At 32.9% G+C, this 13,677-nt stretch carries 22 protein-coding genes and 2 pseudogenes; 9 read left to right on the top strand and 15 right to left on the bottom strand.

All coding sequences use genetic code 11. From position 1 onward, the window contains the following. Positions 1-15: 15 nt before the first annotated feature. Positions 16-183, bottom strand: a pseudogene (locus MKX66_RS05585) (2'-5' RNA ligase family protein); the annotation flags it as partial. On the opposite strand from MKX66_RS05585, the gene MKX66_RS05580 reads away from it, so the two are divergent. Beyond that, positions 158-301 (top strand): hypothetical protein, encoded by a 144-nt coding sequence (locus MKX66_RS05580; RefSeq protein ID WP_154214672.1) that lies wholly within the window; start codon positions 158-160, stop codon positions 299-301. The pseudogene MKX66_RS05585 and the gene MKX66_RS05580 sit on opposite strands and share 26 nt — an antisense overlap. Positions 302-335: 34 nt before the next feature. On the opposite strand, the gene MKX66_RS05575 is transcribed toward MKX66_RS05580, so the two are convergent. From MKX66_RS05575 to MKX66_RS05555, 5 genes are all read right to left on the bottom strand, one after another. Further along, a complete protein-coding gene (locus tag MKX66_RS05575) occupies positions 336-815 on the bottom strand; it encodes a CcdC family protein (protein WP_215589785.1) in 480 nt (159 codons plus the stop codon). Positions 816-847: 32 nt separating this feature from the next. Next, a complete protein-coding gene (locus tag MKX66_RS05570; RefSeq protein ID WP_215589786.1) occupies positions 848-1,519 on the bottom strand; it encodes a DUF4052 family protein in 672 nt (223 codons plus the stop codon). Beyond that, on the bottom strand, positions 1,516-2,388 hold the full coding sequence (locus MKX66_RS05565; RefSeq protein ID WP_016120384.1) for an ABC transporter ATP-binding protein: 873 nt from the start codon (positions 2,386-2,388) through the stop codon (positions 1,516-1,518). The genes MKX66_RS05570 and MKX66_RS05565 overlap by 4 nt, the downstream gene beginning before the upstream one ends. Beyond that, the gene (locus MKX66_RS05560; RefSeq protein WP_000805181.1) at positions 2,385-2,765 is read right to left on the bottom strand and encodes a GntR family transcriptional regulator; all 381 of its coding nucleotides are present in this window, start codon (positions 2,763-2,765) and stop codon (positions 2,385-2,387) included. The genes MKX66_RS05565 and MKX66_RS05560 overlap by 4 nt, the downstream gene beginning before the upstream one ends. A 171-nt stretch (positions 2,766-2,936) precedes the next feature. Beyond that, positions 2,937-3,530, bottom strand: a complete 594-nt coding sequence (locus tag MKX66_RS05555; RefSeq protein ID WP_341085767.1) for a DUF4825 domain-containing protein — start codon at positions 3,528-3,530, stop codon at positions 2,937-2,939. Between the two features lie 441 nt (positions 3,531-3,971). Between MKX66_RS05555 and MKX66_RS05550 the strand changes: the two genes are divergently transcribed. From MKX66_RS05550 to MKX66_RS05520, 7 genes are read left to right on the top strand one after another with little or no spacing between them, the layout of a single operon-like run. Next, positions 3,972-4,112 (top strand): YrzI family small protein, encoded by a 141-nt coding sequence (locus MKX66_RS05550; protein ID WP_000156202.1) that lies wholly within the window; start codon positions 3,972-3,974, stop codon positions 4,110-4,112. Positions 4,113-4,139: 27 nt separating this feature from the next. Then, a complete protein-coding gene (locus tag MKX66_RS05545) occupies positions 4,140-4,283 on the top strand; it encodes a YrzI family small protein (RefSeq protein WP_000142704.1) in 144 nt (47 codons plus the stop codon). 28 nt (positions 4,284-4,311) lie between these two features. Continuing rightward, positions 4,312-4,455 (top strand): YrzI family small protein, encoded by a 144-nt coding sequence (locus tag MKX66_RS05540; protein WP_003189685.1) that lies wholly within the window; start codon positions 4,312-4,314, stop codon positions 4,453-4,455. Between the two features lie 26 nt (positions 4,456-4,481). Then, entirely contained in the window at positions 4,482-4,625 is a 144-nt protein-coding gene (locus tag MKX66_RS05535; RefSeq protein WP_002013394.1) for a YrzI family small protein, read from the top strand. Positions 4,626-4,651: 26 nt separating this feature from the next. Beyond that, positions 4,652-4,795, top strand: a complete 144-nt coding sequence (locus MKX66_RS05530; RefSeq protein ID WP_002120145.1) for a YrzI family small protein — start codon at positions 4,652-4,654, stop codon at positions 4,793-4,795. Between the two features lie 26 nt (positions 4,796-4,821). Next, positions 4,822-4,962, top strand: a complete 141-nt coding sequence (locus MKX66_RS05525; protein WP_000672237.1) for a YrzI family small protein — start codon at positions 4,822-4,824, stop codon at positions 4,960-4,962. 27 nt (positions 4,963-4,989) lie between these two features. Beyond that, positions 4,990-5,130, top strand: a complete 141-nt coding sequence (locus MKX66_RS05520; protein WP_002189927.1) for a YrzI family small protein — start codon at positions 4,990-4,992, stop codon at positions 5,128-5,130. 388 nt (positions 5,131-5,518) lie between these two features. On the opposite strand, the gene MKX66_RS05515 is transcribed toward MKX66_RS05520, so the two are convergent. Beyond that, a complete protein-coding gene (locus tag MKX66_RS05515) occupies positions 5,519-6,604 on the bottom strand; it encodes an AI-2E family transporter (protein ID WP_000837889.1) in 1,086 nt (361 codons plus the stop codon). Between the two features lie 149 nt (positions 6,605-6,753). Here MKX66_RS05515 and MKX66_RS05510 point away from each other — a divergent pair, with 149 nt between their 5' ends. Further along, positions 6,754-7,575 carry an HNH endonuclease gene (locus tag MKX66_RS05510; protein ID WP_000189680.1) on the top strand — a complete coding sequence of 274 codons (822 nt, stop codon included), beginning with the start codon at positions 6,754-6,756 and terminating at the stop codon, positions 7,573-7,575. Positions 7,576-7,803: 228 nt separating this feature from the next. Here the strand turns inward: MKX66_RS05510 and MKX66_RS05505 are convergent, their stop codons facing one another. From MKX66_RS05505 to MKX66_RS05470, 8 genes and pseudogenes are all read right to left on the bottom strand, one after another. After that, positions 7,804-7,896: a putative holin-like toxin gene (locus tag MKX66_RS05505; protein ID WP_001289318.1), complete on the bottom strand. Its 93-nt coding sequence runs from the start codon at positions 7,894-7,896 to the stop codon at positions 7,804-7,806. A gap of 141 nt (positions 7,897-8,037) precedes the next feature. Next, a complete protein-coding gene (locus MKX66_RS05500) occupies positions 8,038-8,565 on the bottom strand; it encodes a DUF402 domain-containing protein (RefSeq protein WP_002013419.1) in 528 nt (175 codons plus the stop codon). A gap of 224 nt (positions 8,566-8,789) precedes the next feature. Then, positions 8,790-9,839 (bottom strand): hypothetical protein, encoded by a 1,050-nt coding sequence (locus MKX66_RS05495; RefSeq protein WP_215589788.1) that lies wholly within the window; start codon positions 9,837-9,839, stop codon positions 8,790-8,792. Positions 9,840-9,851: 12 nt separating this feature from the next. Beyond that, complete coding sequence (locus MKX66_RS05490) at positions 9,852-10,325, bottom strand: tetratricopeptide repeat protein (protein WP_002065953.1); 474 nt, start codon at positions 10,323-10,325, stop codon at positions 9,852-9,854. A 183-nt stretch (positions 10,326-10,508) separates the two neighbouring features. Next, on the bottom strand, positions 10,509-11,198 hold the full coding sequence (locus MKX66_RS05485; protein WP_107886737.1) for a phosphopantothenoylcysteine decarboxylase domain-containing protein: 690 nt from the start codon (positions 11,196-11,198) through the stop codon (positions 10,509-10,511). Between the two features lie 12 nt (positions 11,199-11,210). Further along, positions 11,211-12,011: an aminoglycoside N(3)-acetyltransferase gene (locus tag MKX66_RS05480; protein ID WP_125930143.1), complete on the bottom strand. Its 801-nt coding sequence runs from the start codon at positions 12,009-12,011 to the stop codon at positions 11,211-11,213. 248 nt (positions 12,012-12,259) lie between these two features. Continuing rightward, positions 12,260-12,660: pseudogene (locus MKX66_RS05475) on the bottom strand (GNAT family N-acetyltransferase). Positions 12,661-12,721: 61 nt separating this feature from the next. Next, complete coding sequence (locus tag MKX66_RS05470) at positions 12,722-13,660, bottom strand: DMT family transporter (RefSeq protein WP_002065948.1); 939 nt, start codon at positions 13,658-13,660, stop codon at positions 12,722-12,724. Between the last annotated feature and the right edge of the window lie 17 nt (positions 13,661-13,677).

Here is a 13,677-nt window from a genome sequence, read left to right as displayed (position 1 = left end):
AAAAGCTGACTTTTGTCAGCTTTTTTGCAATGGTACTTCAAATTCAATAATTGATTCTCCATTCTCACCAATTCGTTCCACACTAATTCTATCAATTACACAATTTAACTTCTCATGAAAACTAGGAATATCCTTCGCTATTTCAGTTGCTAACTCTGTGCTATGTTTTCTCCCAACTGTTACAGGAGCGACACCTCAAACAGAGCAATTTAAACGTGCAGTAAATGCTCGTATGAGAGCATTTGAAATAGGTTCTGTTAAAGATGTTTCGAAACTTGTATTACAAGCAAATAGCCTATAAAAATAAAAACTTCTCAAATGAGAAGTTTTTATTTTTATATCACATGATTACTATTCCCGTGCCAAACTTTCCTAAACTTTATATAACAAGCAATTCTCCACGGAATAATATAAGACACCGCAACTACGTAAAATAATAAACCTATTGTTTGCTGATCTAAGTCAACAATATATTGTCTTGAACCATATCTTAAAATAACAATTCCGATAAAAGTAATTAAAAAGGCAGCACTTTTTTTCGTATAAATGTTTCCGTCTTCTCTTCGCTCATAGTTTGTTAGAAATATAAGTGGGATTGCGAAAATCACCCCAATGGATGCTGCTATAGTCACTTGTACTATAGCTGGATGTACTGTACCAAAAAACAATAAAATACCCGGTGTTAAAAATAGTAATGGCCACAAAATACGTTTTCCCGTTCCCTTTATCGGCTTATACATAGAACGATATCGTCGCCAAAAAATTAGCAGTGCCACGCATAAAAAGACGGTTATTAGTGAAGAAGTATCTCCCATACAGTCTTCCTTCTCTCTTAAAGTATTTGTGCTTAAATCGTATCCTCAAAAGAAACTTTACGAATAAATAGAGCGCTAATTATAAAGTATATTAAAATAAGTACTATCGAAATTGATATAAAATTGGGTATATCAAGTAACGATTTACTATCAATAAATACCAATTCTTTCAAACCTACCTTACCATAAATTGTACTCGTCAACCCCAAGAAAAAAATCACACTAAAAGCAAAGCCTATCCAATTAAATCTTTTCTGAAAAATAGTTGTTAATTGAAATAAGCTAGCTAATAATAGATAGAACACGAACTGTGCAAAGAATTGTTCGATTGTATGTGCTCCTAAATTTATATGTTTCGTTTCATAAAATGTACCTTGTAAAAGCAAAACTTGTAGAAATGAAAAAATTACTGATTGTAATATGATAAAACATACTGAACCAATAAAGAATTGTAATCTAGTAACGCCAAATGAGACAACTGTACGAAATATGTCATCTTGAACAAGAAAAACACTTGCCACAATAAATATTGCAATTGCAATAGATGAATTATTGAAGATATCATGTAAAAATGCTACCTTTAGTCCCTTTATATCAGTTGCAGCTGTTGTCCATTTTATAAGTAATGCCACACACCAAAAGATAAGAATAGCCTTATAATGAAATTTCATATGTAACTTTAATTGTTTTAAAAGCATTTTCATTTCACCTCATTATCTGTTAGATAAATAAATAGTTTTTGCAGTGTTACTCTGTCTATTTCTAACCCTTCAGTTTCTATCAGCTCATAATCTCTAGCAGAAAGATCTCCCCATATCGCAGAAATCTCTTTATTCCCATACAACTCTTGTTTTACAACATTTTTCCCCATTAAAAAATTTGTCACTTTATCTTTATGTCCTGATATTATGTGTCCTTTTTCTAAAAAATCTTCCACAGAGGATTGAACAGCTAATGATCCTTCTTTTAATATGATTACATTTTCTATAACATGGGACACTTCCTCAACTAAATGTGTTGATAAGATGATTGTTCGTGGATATTCACTATAATCTTCCAATAGTAATTCGTAAAACAACTCTCGATGTGCTGCATCTAAACCGGTAGTCGGCTCATCAAAAATAGTAATTGGTGCTCTACTAGCTAAACCTTTAATAATACCAACAATTGTTTGCATACCATGGGATAAATCATAATACTTTTCTTTTGCATTCAATTGAAATTTTTTAATAAGTTCCTCAGCATATTCTTGATCCCAATTTTCATAAAACATGTTACACAAATAAAAAACATCTTTTACCTTACTACTTAAATTAATGTTTTCTTTCACCTTTACGAAACAAATATTTTGCATCGCTTTACTATTTTCAAAAACATTTTCACCAAATACAGCTACGCTTCCACTACTTGAAATAATTTGACCAGCAAGTATGTTTAATAATGTCGTTTTCCCCGCTCCGTTTCTTCCAAGCAAACCATATATTTTATGCTCTTCCAATGAAATAGTTACTTCGTTAACAGCTAATTTCTTTTTATATTTTTTAGACAAGTTTTTCGTTTCAAGTGCAATCATCCCTCTTTCCCCTCCTTCGTAATTTTGTGTATCATGTCCATCAATTCGTCTTTTGATATTTCTAGTACTTTGGCTTCTTCCCACACTTTAGGTAAATACTCAGTCATAAAAACATGCTGTCTTTTTTTTAGTACGACTTCTTTTGCTCCCTTTGTAACAAACATCCCGATCCCTCTCTTTTTATATAAAATCCCCTCATCTACTAGTAGATTTACTCCTTTTGCAGCTGTAGCCGGATTAATTTGTAACATCTTCGCAAATTGATTTGTCGACGGAACTTGTTCTTCTTCAAGTAATATGTCTTTTAAAATATCAGATTCAATTGTTTCTGCAATTTGTATGTATATTAACTTATTTTGTTCTAGAGTAGGTTTCACGATTTCACCACCTTAGGTTCATAGGTTCATTACTTGTGTAATTAACCATAGCACAACGTTATATTTTTTTCCATAATTTTCATCAAAAAAAAAGAATCATTCGATACTGAATGACTCCCTTTAAAAAATGTCCGTATTTTCAATCGTAAAATAACCACATCTTCCTCCATATCACTTAGATTCCCGCACAGGATGTTCATTAAAAAATTGCTTTCGAAAATCTTTATTATTAACTAGCTTTTCTATTTTTTCTTGATTACCGTAAAAGAAATTCATTACGATTCCCTTATTCCATATAAGATCATCCTTGGGAAAATCATTAAATTCTTTATACAGTATGGGTAAAAGTTCTTCTCTTTTTAATGCAAAACTTTGATTTTCAATCTGAAACTCATACCCTTTCGCATTCGGTACTAAAACTGCAAGATAAATAGCATTAAAGAGTAAATTCTTCTTCATCGTATCCTTCCCATCAAACCAATACGTCTCAATCATTTCTTCTGTAAGATTTCCATTCTCTTTTGCACCATATTCCACTTTAATATTTTCATTTTCTAAATTTAAACTTTGAACTGTTTCACCACCGGGTAAGTTTGTAACAATCGCAATAACGTCGGAATTATTTCCAACGTATGTCCCCGTATATTTTTTAAAAGCCCCAGGTTCAATATGTGACATTTCTTTTATTTGCTCCCCATTAGAACAAGCAGTAATAACTAATAAAATTGTTAGCATAATACCTGCTATTCTATTCATATAGTTCATTAGACACCACCAAGTTCTATTTATTATCCAATCTATACAATGTATCCTTTAAAAAACCCTTTTAAATATACGCATTTTAATCAAAATTAAAAATTTTCAATTTTTTTGTTTACAATTATCCATTAATTGTATATAATTACTAACGTAAGAAAAATATTCTAAAAGGAGGTCGAAGGAAATGATGAAATTACAATTACATGCTTTAACTTTAGCGTTAACTGCATCTGTGTTTTTCGGACAATTAAATATGAATTCGACCACCCTAATGGAGAATTAAAAATCGTACTTTATTTCTTTTAATTCATAAATTCGCCACAGGAGGTCGTATACTTTCCTGTGGCTTTTTCACGCCCAGCCATAGGAGAACGACATCTTCCTGTGGCTTTTTTGTGCGATTTTTTAGTCTCATACATTATTTTTTAAAGAAAGGAGCAACATTCGATGACAATTAGCGTATTGTTTTTAAGTATTACGATTCAAAGAAATACACTTTCCAAAGCTGAAATTCTTCATAATGAGCAAATTACAAAAGCTATGAATGATGTTAAGGAGCGCCAAGTGCTTTATTGCGATCACCTGTAATTCCTTTTCGAAAGGAGGAATTCGTCTATGACTTTTCATATTTTCTTTTTTACGACAGCACTTCAGAAAAAAACTTTATCTGAAGCTGAAATCTTTCGTAAACAACAATTAAAACAAACTATGGATAAAATAACGGACATTAAAAGTTCGTATTATACACAAATGTATTAAAAATATTTTTTAAAGGGGCAATTTCCTAATGAAATTCAAAGCTTTCTTTTTAACTATCACCATTCAAAAACGTAAATCTTCAAAAGCTGAAATCTTACGTGAACAACAAATTAAAATTATTATAGACGAAGTAAAAGAGCGTCAGTCCTCTTATTACAATCGCCTTTACTAAATAAATTATAAAGGGGTAATATCCTAATGAAATTTAAGGCTTTCTTTTTAACGATTACCATTCAAAAACGCAAACTTTCAAAAGATGAAATTTCTCGTGAGCAACAAATTAAAAACATTATGGATGATGTGAAAGAGCGCCAGTCCTCTTATTACAATCGTCTTTACTAAATAAATTATAAAGGGGTAATATCCTAATGAAATTCAAAGCTTTCTTTTTAACGATTACCATTCAAAAGCGTAAACTTTCAAGAGATGAAATTTCTCGTGAACAACAAATTAAAAATATTATGGATGATGTGAAAGAGCGCCAGTCCTCTTATTACAATCGTCTTTACTAAATAAATTATAAAGGGGTAAAAATCCAATGAAATTCAGAGTATTATTTTTAACGATTACCATTCAAAAAAATAAACTGTCTGAGTCTGATATGCTTCATGATCGACAAATTGAGCAGGCTATGTACAACGTAAAAGAGCGACAAAGTCATTATTGTAGTCACCTGTAATTCCTATTCGAAAGGAGGAATTCATGTATGAGGTTTCACCTTTTCTTTTTAACCATTACGATTCAAAAAGAAACTATATCTGCAAATGAAGTAAAACAAGAGGAACAGTATAAAAAGATTATAGATGAAATTCGTGATCGTAGAAGCAAGTACTACACTCGCCTATAATTGTTTGAACTTATATTAGAAATGAAAGGAGTCGATTATGATGTTAATAACGCGGTGTAAAGAAATGATTTGGATAGTTCAGAGGGATTCCACATAGTTTATAAAGTGAAACTTTAATCAGTGGGGGTTTTGTTCATCCCCCACTGATTATTAGCTCTCACCAATCGGGCGTTTACGCGCAGTTGATCTCCCTCCTAACTTCTTTTTTCTTCACCTGAATTTTGAGGTGGGAGTTTTACTGCCCACAAATAGCGGGATAAAGTTTATTTAACAAAAATTCACCGCCTGATTTGATGTGTAAAAAATATACAATAATAAGTATTTCATACACTAAAAAATAAAAGATACACCCCTTTTTTATTAAGCGGTGTATCTTTCTCAACATATTCTATTTCCGTTTACTTCGTTTCGTCTTAAACAATCTCACTAAGTTCGAAACAACTGTTTTTGTTACCGCATAAGCTGGTACTGCTAAAATCATTCCGATAATTCCCGCGAAATTACCTACCCCTAAAATAAGGATGATAATTGTCAACGGATGGATATTTAATTTTGAACTCATAATACGCGGTGAAATGATGTTACTTTCAAACTGTTGTACGATTGTTACTATAATAATTACGTACAGAGCTTGCATCGGAGATACGAACAGACCTATAATGACAGCTGGTGCTGCTCCGATAAATGGACCTAAGTTCGGAATTATATTTGTAAATGCTGCGATAATTCCTAAAACGAAAGCATACGGTAAACCGATGATTAAATAACCAGTAAATGTAAAGGCACCAATAAACATACAAACGAGCGCTTGACCTTGAATATATGCAGATAATGTTTCGTTCGTTTCCTTTATGATACGAAGTCCTTCTTCACGGTAAGACTCTGGTAATACACTAACAGCTTTTCCTGGAAATGCATGTCCATCTTTAAACATATAAAATAAAATGAACGGTACTGTAAAGATAACTAACGCCACGTTCGTGATAATACCAAATAAAGCCGTTGCACTCGACGTAAGTGTGTTTGGTATTTCCTTTAAGTATTCAATTGCATTTTTCTCAATTGTCTCAATGGAAACGTAGTTTTGTGTAGATAGCCATTCAAATAATCTATGATGGGATAGATCTTGTATGTATACTTTTCCCTCTTTTATGTAAGTCGGCATATTTTTTACTAAATCCATTAACTGTTGTGAGATGGTTGGAACAACTACTCCAATAGCAACTCCAGTTAATGTAATGATAAAAAGGTACAGTAGTAAGATCGCTAAACCTCTAGGTACTTTTTTATTCTCCAAAAAGACTAACAATGGGTTAAATATGAAGTATAAAAATAACGCGATTAAAATTGGGAAAAATAATGTTGATATGAAGATACCAATCGGTTGAAATAGAAACGATATTTTTGTGCAAATAAATATAATTCCTACAACCATCAGCACTTCTAATGTCCAAAAGTGCACTTTCGATTTCAAAAAAACGTCCTCCTTTAAACTAGCACTTCTCTTCATTGTACCAAATTAAACTTAGATTTCACATAATATTTTCCTTTACAATATTCCAAAATCCCATTAAATACACTACAATGAGATTACAGACAAATTTGCAGGTAAAGGTGATAAATATGACACAATGCATCATTTGCAGAAAAGATACGAAAGAACTTAGTGAACAATATGTCATTCCAGAGATATTATGTGGATATTATTTCATAAATTCAATTTGTGATTCATGTCATGAACATATGACAACAAATATTGATCGTCCTTTAATTAGACATAAATTAAGTCAATATAAGATTGAGCAAATGAAAAAACAAATCGATTCCCCTCTCTATACGAATGAACATGGTGAGGAGCTAGCAGCCGCTGAGACAGATGTAGTCGAAGTAAGTGATGAGATACTTTATTCCAATGCATTAATTATGAAACTATGTAAAAAGCACGATATTTCATTACATAATGAAATTTGGAAAGAAGAGCGCGTAACAAAAGTAGCTAGTTCTATTCAACGTGAATTGCTTTTAGATAACCGTAAATATAAAATGAGTGTATTAAAAATGGCTTATACTTTTGCTGTACAAACAATCGATGGCTACTTTGACGATCCAGATGCGATTGATATTTCTACCATTCTATTAAATGCCGATTTCATGGAATTAAAGGAAAAGAGTATCGTTCGTGACTTAAGCAAAAGCTCTTTATGGAATACATTAAATACAACGAGCGAAAACCATTACTTTATTTTACTTAGTGATAAAGACGGGCTATTCTGCTTCATTCGCCTATTTGATATTTTTGATGTTGTTGTTCATTTATCAGAAAAAAGATACAATCTTCCATCACCAATTGTCGGCGTAAATAATGTAGACAAAAAAGGATTTTTTGTGGAAAGTTTAAAACAGTATATGGATGGGCTATTTAAAGAAACTACACGTTCTATTTAATCCATATGGGAACATACGGTCTCCTTTCTTCATGAAAAGACACTGTGTTATAATGAGTGTGAAAAGAACAATACAATCACATAAAACAATTAAAACCTGTATATAAATAAAAAAGACTAGTGTGCGGCTACACACTAGTCCACGTAACTTAGCAGATTGGATTGTTCATTTATCCTATTTGTTTCGTACAAACACAACAACCCACATTCTATAGGCATAGGTGGGTTGTTATTTTTTGAGCTTGTCAATTAAGACAACAATAAACGTTAACAATGCAATGAGAAACAGTCCACCTTGCAATAACAACGCAATTTCACTCACTTATTATCACCCCCCTCCTACTTTGGAGAAGTGATAATTGAACAACCAACCGTACCATAAGTTACCTCTTAATTTTATCATATTTTCTAATAGTTTACGATGAAAACCCGCAAGCTAGTAAGCTGCGAGTTTTTTTATTTTTCATGTAGAAAAAATCTCTTTCTGTTTAAATATAGTCTCCGTTTCTAAAATCATTTGAGGTAAGAAGACATGAATTGTATCCGTTAATACGTTAAGAGCTTCTTTCACATAACCATTTTCAAATTGATCTAATGACTCAGGTAATTCGACTTCATCTAATATGAAATACTCACCATTAGGAAGAACCATAATATCAATGATTAAATCTTCAAATGTTACTAACTCATTTCCTACATGTGTGTTTTTTATGATATTAAAATATGACCCTAAATAATGTCCAGCATCATCTCTCCATATGTATAGGTTATACGGACGATCTTCCCAATAATATGCGGTTGTATAACTACCTTTAGGAATAGTTAATTTTATTTCGTTTGCTGTCATAGTAAAAGGGTACTGTACCTCATGAAATAGTACGATTCTCTTCGGTTGTGCTTCTACTAATAAACAAACGTGATCTACAGTTGTAGAATCATAACGTATTTTTCTTTCTATAATTTCAATCCTTGATGTACGTAAACAATTCATTTTTTAGTTACCCCTTTTATCATATAGTCCGTTTTTAATTATATCCTTTACGCTCCTGATTAAGAAAGTATACCGTATTCCGCATCATAAAAACTCCTTCTATAATGGAAGGAGTTAATGAACTACTACTATTTTATTAACCACAATTCATATATGGTTTTTTATTTTTTTCAATACAAACTCCATATACACCAAACGCACGGTGATACTTTAGCATTTTACTCCTATTTCAACTTCTCCATAACTGCAGCATAAAATTCCCGTTCATTATCAACATTTAAATGGACACGACTTACTGTTTTAGAAAATCCATATAACAACTGCGCTTTAATTGGCTCTTTTAACGTTATTTCAAAAGTTGCAGGTTCCTTTATAAATTCCATAACAGTTGCGTCAAGAACCTCTTTCTCTTCTTCTTTCGTTAAAGATTCGCCTTTATAAAACACAATGTTATCAATTTGTGTAAATGGTAAAACGATTTTCTTTCCTAATCCAATTTGAATGATCACTTTTTCTTCCACAACGATAATTGGATTTTTACGCATCGCTTGTATTTCAGCTAAAAAATAAAATATCGCATATATGTTTAAGATGAGTAAAACCCAAGCTATTACTGGATTCCATTGATGAAGTAAATAATGAAAACCGATACTTTCAATTAATGTTGCATGAATAATCATGATATAAACACCTATTGCACCGGTCTTTTTATGATATGAGTATGTGGATTCACTTTCTAATACTTTTTCACGCCACGATAAAAAAGCATAATAGAGTAACTTACACTCTGTTAGAATGATATTTACTGTCTTACTTCTCTTCATATTAGCATCAAATGCTGCATCAATCGCATAAGAAAATGAAGAATACTCACTTCTATATTCTTTATATCGTTTTATTATTTTAGGAAGTACTCTTATAATTTTAAATATAAGAAACAGTTCAAAACATACGAACACAATTTCTCCAGCAACTATTACATACGAAACAAATGAAAAAGCTTGTAAATAATCACTAGGAATTATAAATCTTGCGAATACATATCCAGCTATAACTACAGGAAACATATACGTTAACGAATATCTTTTCCGTATAATAAAGAAATATGTGATGACTGGAATTACAAACATAAAATCTAATAATGAACCGAGGACTACTTCTTTCGGGGCAGCTGGCACTATTGGCAGGGCATACAATAAATAGTTTGATAACATAATTAAAGATACGAGTCCAATCCAAATGCCTTTTTTCCTTCGTGAAATTGATGGATTCATTCCTTCTCTCCTCTATTCAAAAACCTCATTTAAATGGTCTTTATAAAATGAAATAGCACGTTCAAATTCTTTTACCTCATCTACTTTCACAACTGTCTCTAACAGTAATTTCATCGCTTCTTCATGTTCGTTTACGTTATATTTTGCTAATGATAAAAACACTTTCATCACGTCATTTTCCGGGAACTTCTTTATCCCTGCTTCTAATACAGTAATCGCTTTATCATATTCCCCTATACAACGATACGTACTGCCAAGACCGATATACGCACCGCAAAGAGATTCACCATCAAGTCCGTTCGCAATTGCCTGTTCATAATACGGAACCGCCTCCGTTTCAAGACCCATTACATCATGTATCCAAGCGCATTGATATAGTACTTCTGCATCCCTCGTAAAGTTTGTTAATCCTATAAGTATCTCTCTAGACTGCGCATATTTCTTTTCATTTCTAAGTTTAATAGCTTGCTTTAATAAATGTTCCATACAATCCACTCCTCACAAAATGTTCATTATGCATATATCATGTATTACACATTTACGAGCAGCTAATGGCCTATTTATTCCATTGATTCAATTTAATAATCAGTGAGGGCTAAGTTCCCCCACTAATTTAATATTAACTCCATTACATACTATGCGACTGCATCTCTTTCTAAAAGCTTAAATTTACATCGCAGTGATACGATTACATAAATGCTCTAACATATTGACAATTTCTTTTGCAGTTTCATCTTTCCCATTACATAACTTCACATTACCGTCTTGTCCAATAACGTGATGCACAGCACCGCGAGAATATAAAGAATGCGGTGAGTTTGCTACCATTACACTTGCTTTTGCATCTTCCATTCTTTTACTTGCTCTTTCAATAAGTTCTGCTTCATTTACGTCACTTTCAAGTTTAAAGCCAACGAGTATCGTTTCTGGATCCCAACTCTTTATTTGTTTTAATACTTTTGGCGCTTTTTGAAAATGAATAATTGGAGCGATATCACTTGAAATCTTTCCGTTCATATTAAGAACATTTCCATCTTGATCACAAATCTTTTCGACAACCCAATCTGAGCCAGCAGCAGCCATAATAACTGCATCTACTTTTTCATGTGTAATAATACTTTTCATCTTATCTTGTAAATCAATAATCCCCTCAAATGGGTGCAATTCTAATTGGTTATTTACATCCATTGGCTTCTCAGCAAAATAGCCATGCAAATATATAACATTTGCTCCTTTTTTCATTAGCTCTTCTGCAATAATTCTTCCAATCGTACCTTTTGCTAAATTTGTATGCCCACGTACTTGATCCCATTTTTCTAGGCAGCCGCCGCTCGTAATTAATACTTTTTTCCCTTGCATAATAACCATCCCTTACTGATTTTTCGCACGAAACCACTCTGTTCCAAAGTCAACTGCATCACGCTGCCTCATAAAACGGCACGTCGCATTCCCTATCTTCCCACGCGTAACTGTTCCTTTAAGCTCATATTCAACTCCGATTTCTACAAACGTATCAGAATCGTAATCCATTTCAACGAATTCTTTCCATACTCTTACACCTTCTTCTATAATAGGTGCTCCTACCTTTATTAACTCGCGTGCACCTGTACGTACCTCAGATAAATGTATAGACGTATTAGAGTCATAACCAACACCAAGTAATAATATGTATCCATCTAAATCGTATATTTTTCGTAATGGCGATTCTTCACCAAAACTTATGGAAAGTGAATGATTCGCTGTAATTTCTTCTGCGTGTTGCCCCCATGCTGCAAAACTACTGAGTGGATGATTACTGCGCAATACATTCGGATATGTACGAAAACATTCAACTACTTCTCCCATTGCCCTTGTTGGTGTTATACGTGGATCAAATGCTGGGACGTTATCCCGAATAATTTGCCACCATTCTTCTGGTACAGGTGGTCTTGACCAATGTTTTGGATCGGATAAATCCGAAGATTGCGTCGGCATAATTATCGTTCCTTCTTCTGTAACAACTTTCATTAACGCTTCTACTACGGCCACTGCACCGCCTGATATCCAACCGATTGAACTTAATGAAGAATGTACAATAACTGTCATTCCCTTTTCTATCCCTAATGCTTTTAAATCATTTGTAATTGTTTCGATTGTATTTGGAAATTGTGTATTCGCCACTATGTCATTCATTTTCACGATTGTTCCCCCATTTTGCTTTAAACTAATACATACATATATTATCATATTTTTCTTAATTTTTAACTTAATCATTTCAATTACTATACCTCTGTCGTTTTTATCATATCGGAAACAGTTAAATTATGGTGTATTTATTTAAAATTAATATAGAAAGGTGAACACAATCAAAAACTTTCAATCTAGCAATCTTAATTTATACTAATATGAAATAGCCCATCACAAATGATGAGCTATTTATTTTATTCATTCTCTAAATAACAATAAAACCTCTCTACCCCCAGATATTTCTCTCCCAAGCTTTCAATCTTAAAGTTACATTTCTTGTAAAATCCGACTGCCTCTGTATCTGTCTCAGCCTCAATATATGTTAACTCATATTCCCTAATTATTTCTTTAATCATTTGAAGTGCAATTCCTTGATTACGATATTTTTCATCAACAGCTATGTGACACATTCTCGCTCTATTTGTATGAATTAGCACTTACCTATGCAACCCTTATTCCCATATTTATATAGCACTGCCTGATCATTTTTATACATTGAAACTGCTTTAAATAAGCTCGCTTCACTCGGACCGGTCGCATGCTTTAATACTTTTTTAATGGGATCTATTTCTAAATACTCAACACGTTGTAACATCCTATCTCCATCCTTTCTCATGAAAAAAGATTAGCTCTTTATTGAAAAAGAGCTAATCTCATTACGCCGTTATTTTCTCTTCTTTTTTCACAACTACAGCTACATAACTATGAAGTATCATTCCGACAATTACAAGACTCATTCCAACCCACGATAAAGAAGACGGAATTGGAGCCGATAACCAGATCAGCTCTCCTACTAATGCAAATAAAACTTCACCAGACTGTGTCGCCTCGACTGTTGCTAATTTTTGCGGATCATCTTTTACAAGATCTGTCGCAAAGAAGAATAATACCGTTGCGATTAACCCTGAACTAACTGCTACAATAAAACATTGGAAAACTTGACTACTTGACGGTAATCCGCCTGTTGATACTTCATAACCAGATAGTAAAAACCAAAATGGTAAACTTGCTAATGTCATACCGAGAACTCGTTGGAAGACATCTAATTCGCCCTTACATACTTGCATCATTTTTCTATTTCCAAGTGGATATGCAAACGCAGCAATGAGTACAGGAACCACACATAAAATGGTTTCACGAATCCCTAAAGAAGAAGCGTGTTCTACTTGCATAAGAACAACACCGAATAAAATAATGCCTGACATTACTAATTCTTTCATTGGAAGTTTTTTATGTAATGGGTCTACCGCAAAAAATGGTGTTAACAAAATCCCTGCAACTATTGTAATTTGCCAAGTCGAAGCGACAAGCCACCCCGGTCCAAACGCACCCGCGAAACTAAGCGGTGCATAAAAGAGACCAAACCCTACAATACTCCATAACAACCACTCTTTCGGATTGTTTTTCATATATTGCAAGAGTTGTTTTAAATTCCCTCTATACATGACAATAAGTAGTAGCATTGGAACCATAAAGTAATACCGTAGTGATGCACTCCAAATCCAACTCCCGCCCCCTAAGTCCATCGACCGGTTTAACACAAAGGTAAAGGCAAAGAAAAACGATGCCAATATCCCTACTGCAATAGCTTTCATTTTAAAACCCCTTGTTT

This window comes from Bacillus sp. FSL R9-9530 (genome assembly GCF_038008145.1).
Taxonomy (GTDB): Bacteria; Bacillota; Bacilli; order Bacillales; family Bacillaceae_G; genus Bacillus_A; species Bacillus_A mycoides.
This window is presented reverse-complemented; position numbering and strand designations above follow the sequence as displayed.

What these genes read in the sequence shown, in the direction of transcription:
- MKX66_RS05575 (WP_215589785.1), bottom strand. Translation starts at nt 815, where the DNA reads ATGGGAGATACTTCTTCACTAATAACCGTCTTTTTATGCGTGGCACTG.
- MKX66_RS05570 (WP_215589786.1), bottom strand. Translation starts at nt 1,519, where the DNA reads ATGAAAATGCTTTTAAAACAATTAAAGTTACATATGAAATTTCATTAT.
- MKX66_RS05565 (WP_016120384.1), bottom strand. Translation starts at nt 2,388, where the DNA reads ATGATTGCACTTGAAACGAAAAACTTGTCTAAAAAATATAAAAAGAAA.
- MKX66_RS05555 (WP_341085767.1), bottom strand. Translation starts at nt 3,530, where the DNA reads ATGAACTATATGAATAGAATAGCAGGTATTATGCTAACAATTTTATTA.
- MKX66_RS05550 (WP_000156202.1), top strand. Translation starts at nt 3,972, where the DNA reads ATGACAATTAGCGTATTGTTTTTAAGTATTACGATTCAAAGAAATACA.
- MKX66_RS05545 (WP_000142704.1), top strand. Translation starts at nt 4,140, where the DNA reads ATGACTTTTCATATTTTCTTTTTTACGACAGCACTTCAGAAAAAAACT.
- MKX66_RS05540 (WP_003189685.1), top strand. Translation starts at nt 4,312, where the DNA reads ATGAAATTCAAAGCTTTCTTTTTAACTATCACCATTCAAAAACGTAAA.
- MKX66_RS05535 (WP_002013394.1), top strand. Translation starts at nt 4,482, where the DNA reads ATGAAATTTAAGGCTTTCTTTTTAACGATTACCATTCAAAAACGCAAA.
- MKX66_RS05530 (WP_002120145.1), top strand. Translation starts at nt 4,652, where the DNA reads ATGAAATTCAAAGCTTTCTTTTTAACGATTACCATTCAAAAGCGTAAA.
- MKX66_RS05525 (WP_000672237.1), top strand. Translation starts at nt 4,822, where the DNA reads ATGAAATTCAGAGTATTATTTTTAACGATTACCATTCAAAAAAATAAA.
- MKX66_RS05520 (WP_002189927.1), top strand. Translation starts at nt 4,990, where the DNA reads ATGAGGTTTCACCTTTTCTTTTTAACCATTACGATTCAAAAAGAAACT.
- MKX66_RS05510 (WP_000189680.1), top strand. Translation starts at nt 6,754, where the DNA reads ATGACACAATGCATCATTTGCAGAAAAGATACGAAAGAACTTAGTGAA.
- MKX66_RS05500 (WP_002013419.1), bottom strand. Translation starts at nt 8,565, where the DNA reads ATGAATTGTTTACGTACATCAAGGATTGAAATTATAGAAAGAAAAATA.
- MKX66_RS05495 (WP_215589788.1), bottom strand. Translation starts at nt 9,839, where the DNA reads ATGAATCCATCAATTTCACGAAGGAAAAAAGGCATTTGGATTGGACTC.
- MKX66_RS05490 (WP_002065953.1), bottom strand. Translation starts at nt 10,325, where the DNA reads ATGGAACATTTATTAAAGCAAGCTATTAAACTTAGAAATGAAAAGAAA.
- MKX66_RS05485 (WP_107886737.1), bottom strand. Translation starts at nt 11,198, where the DNA reads ATGCAAGGGAAAAAAGTATTAATTACGAGCGGCGGCTGCCTAGAAAAA.
- MKX66_RS05480 (WP_125930143.1), bottom strand. Translation starts at nt 12,011, where the DNA reads ATGAATGACATAGTGGCGAATACACAATTTCCAAATACAATCGAAACA.
- MKX66_RS05470 (WP_002065948.1), bottom strand. Translation starts at nt 13,660, where the DNA reads ATGAAAGCTATTGCAGTAGGGATATTGGCATCGTTTTTCTTTGCCTTT.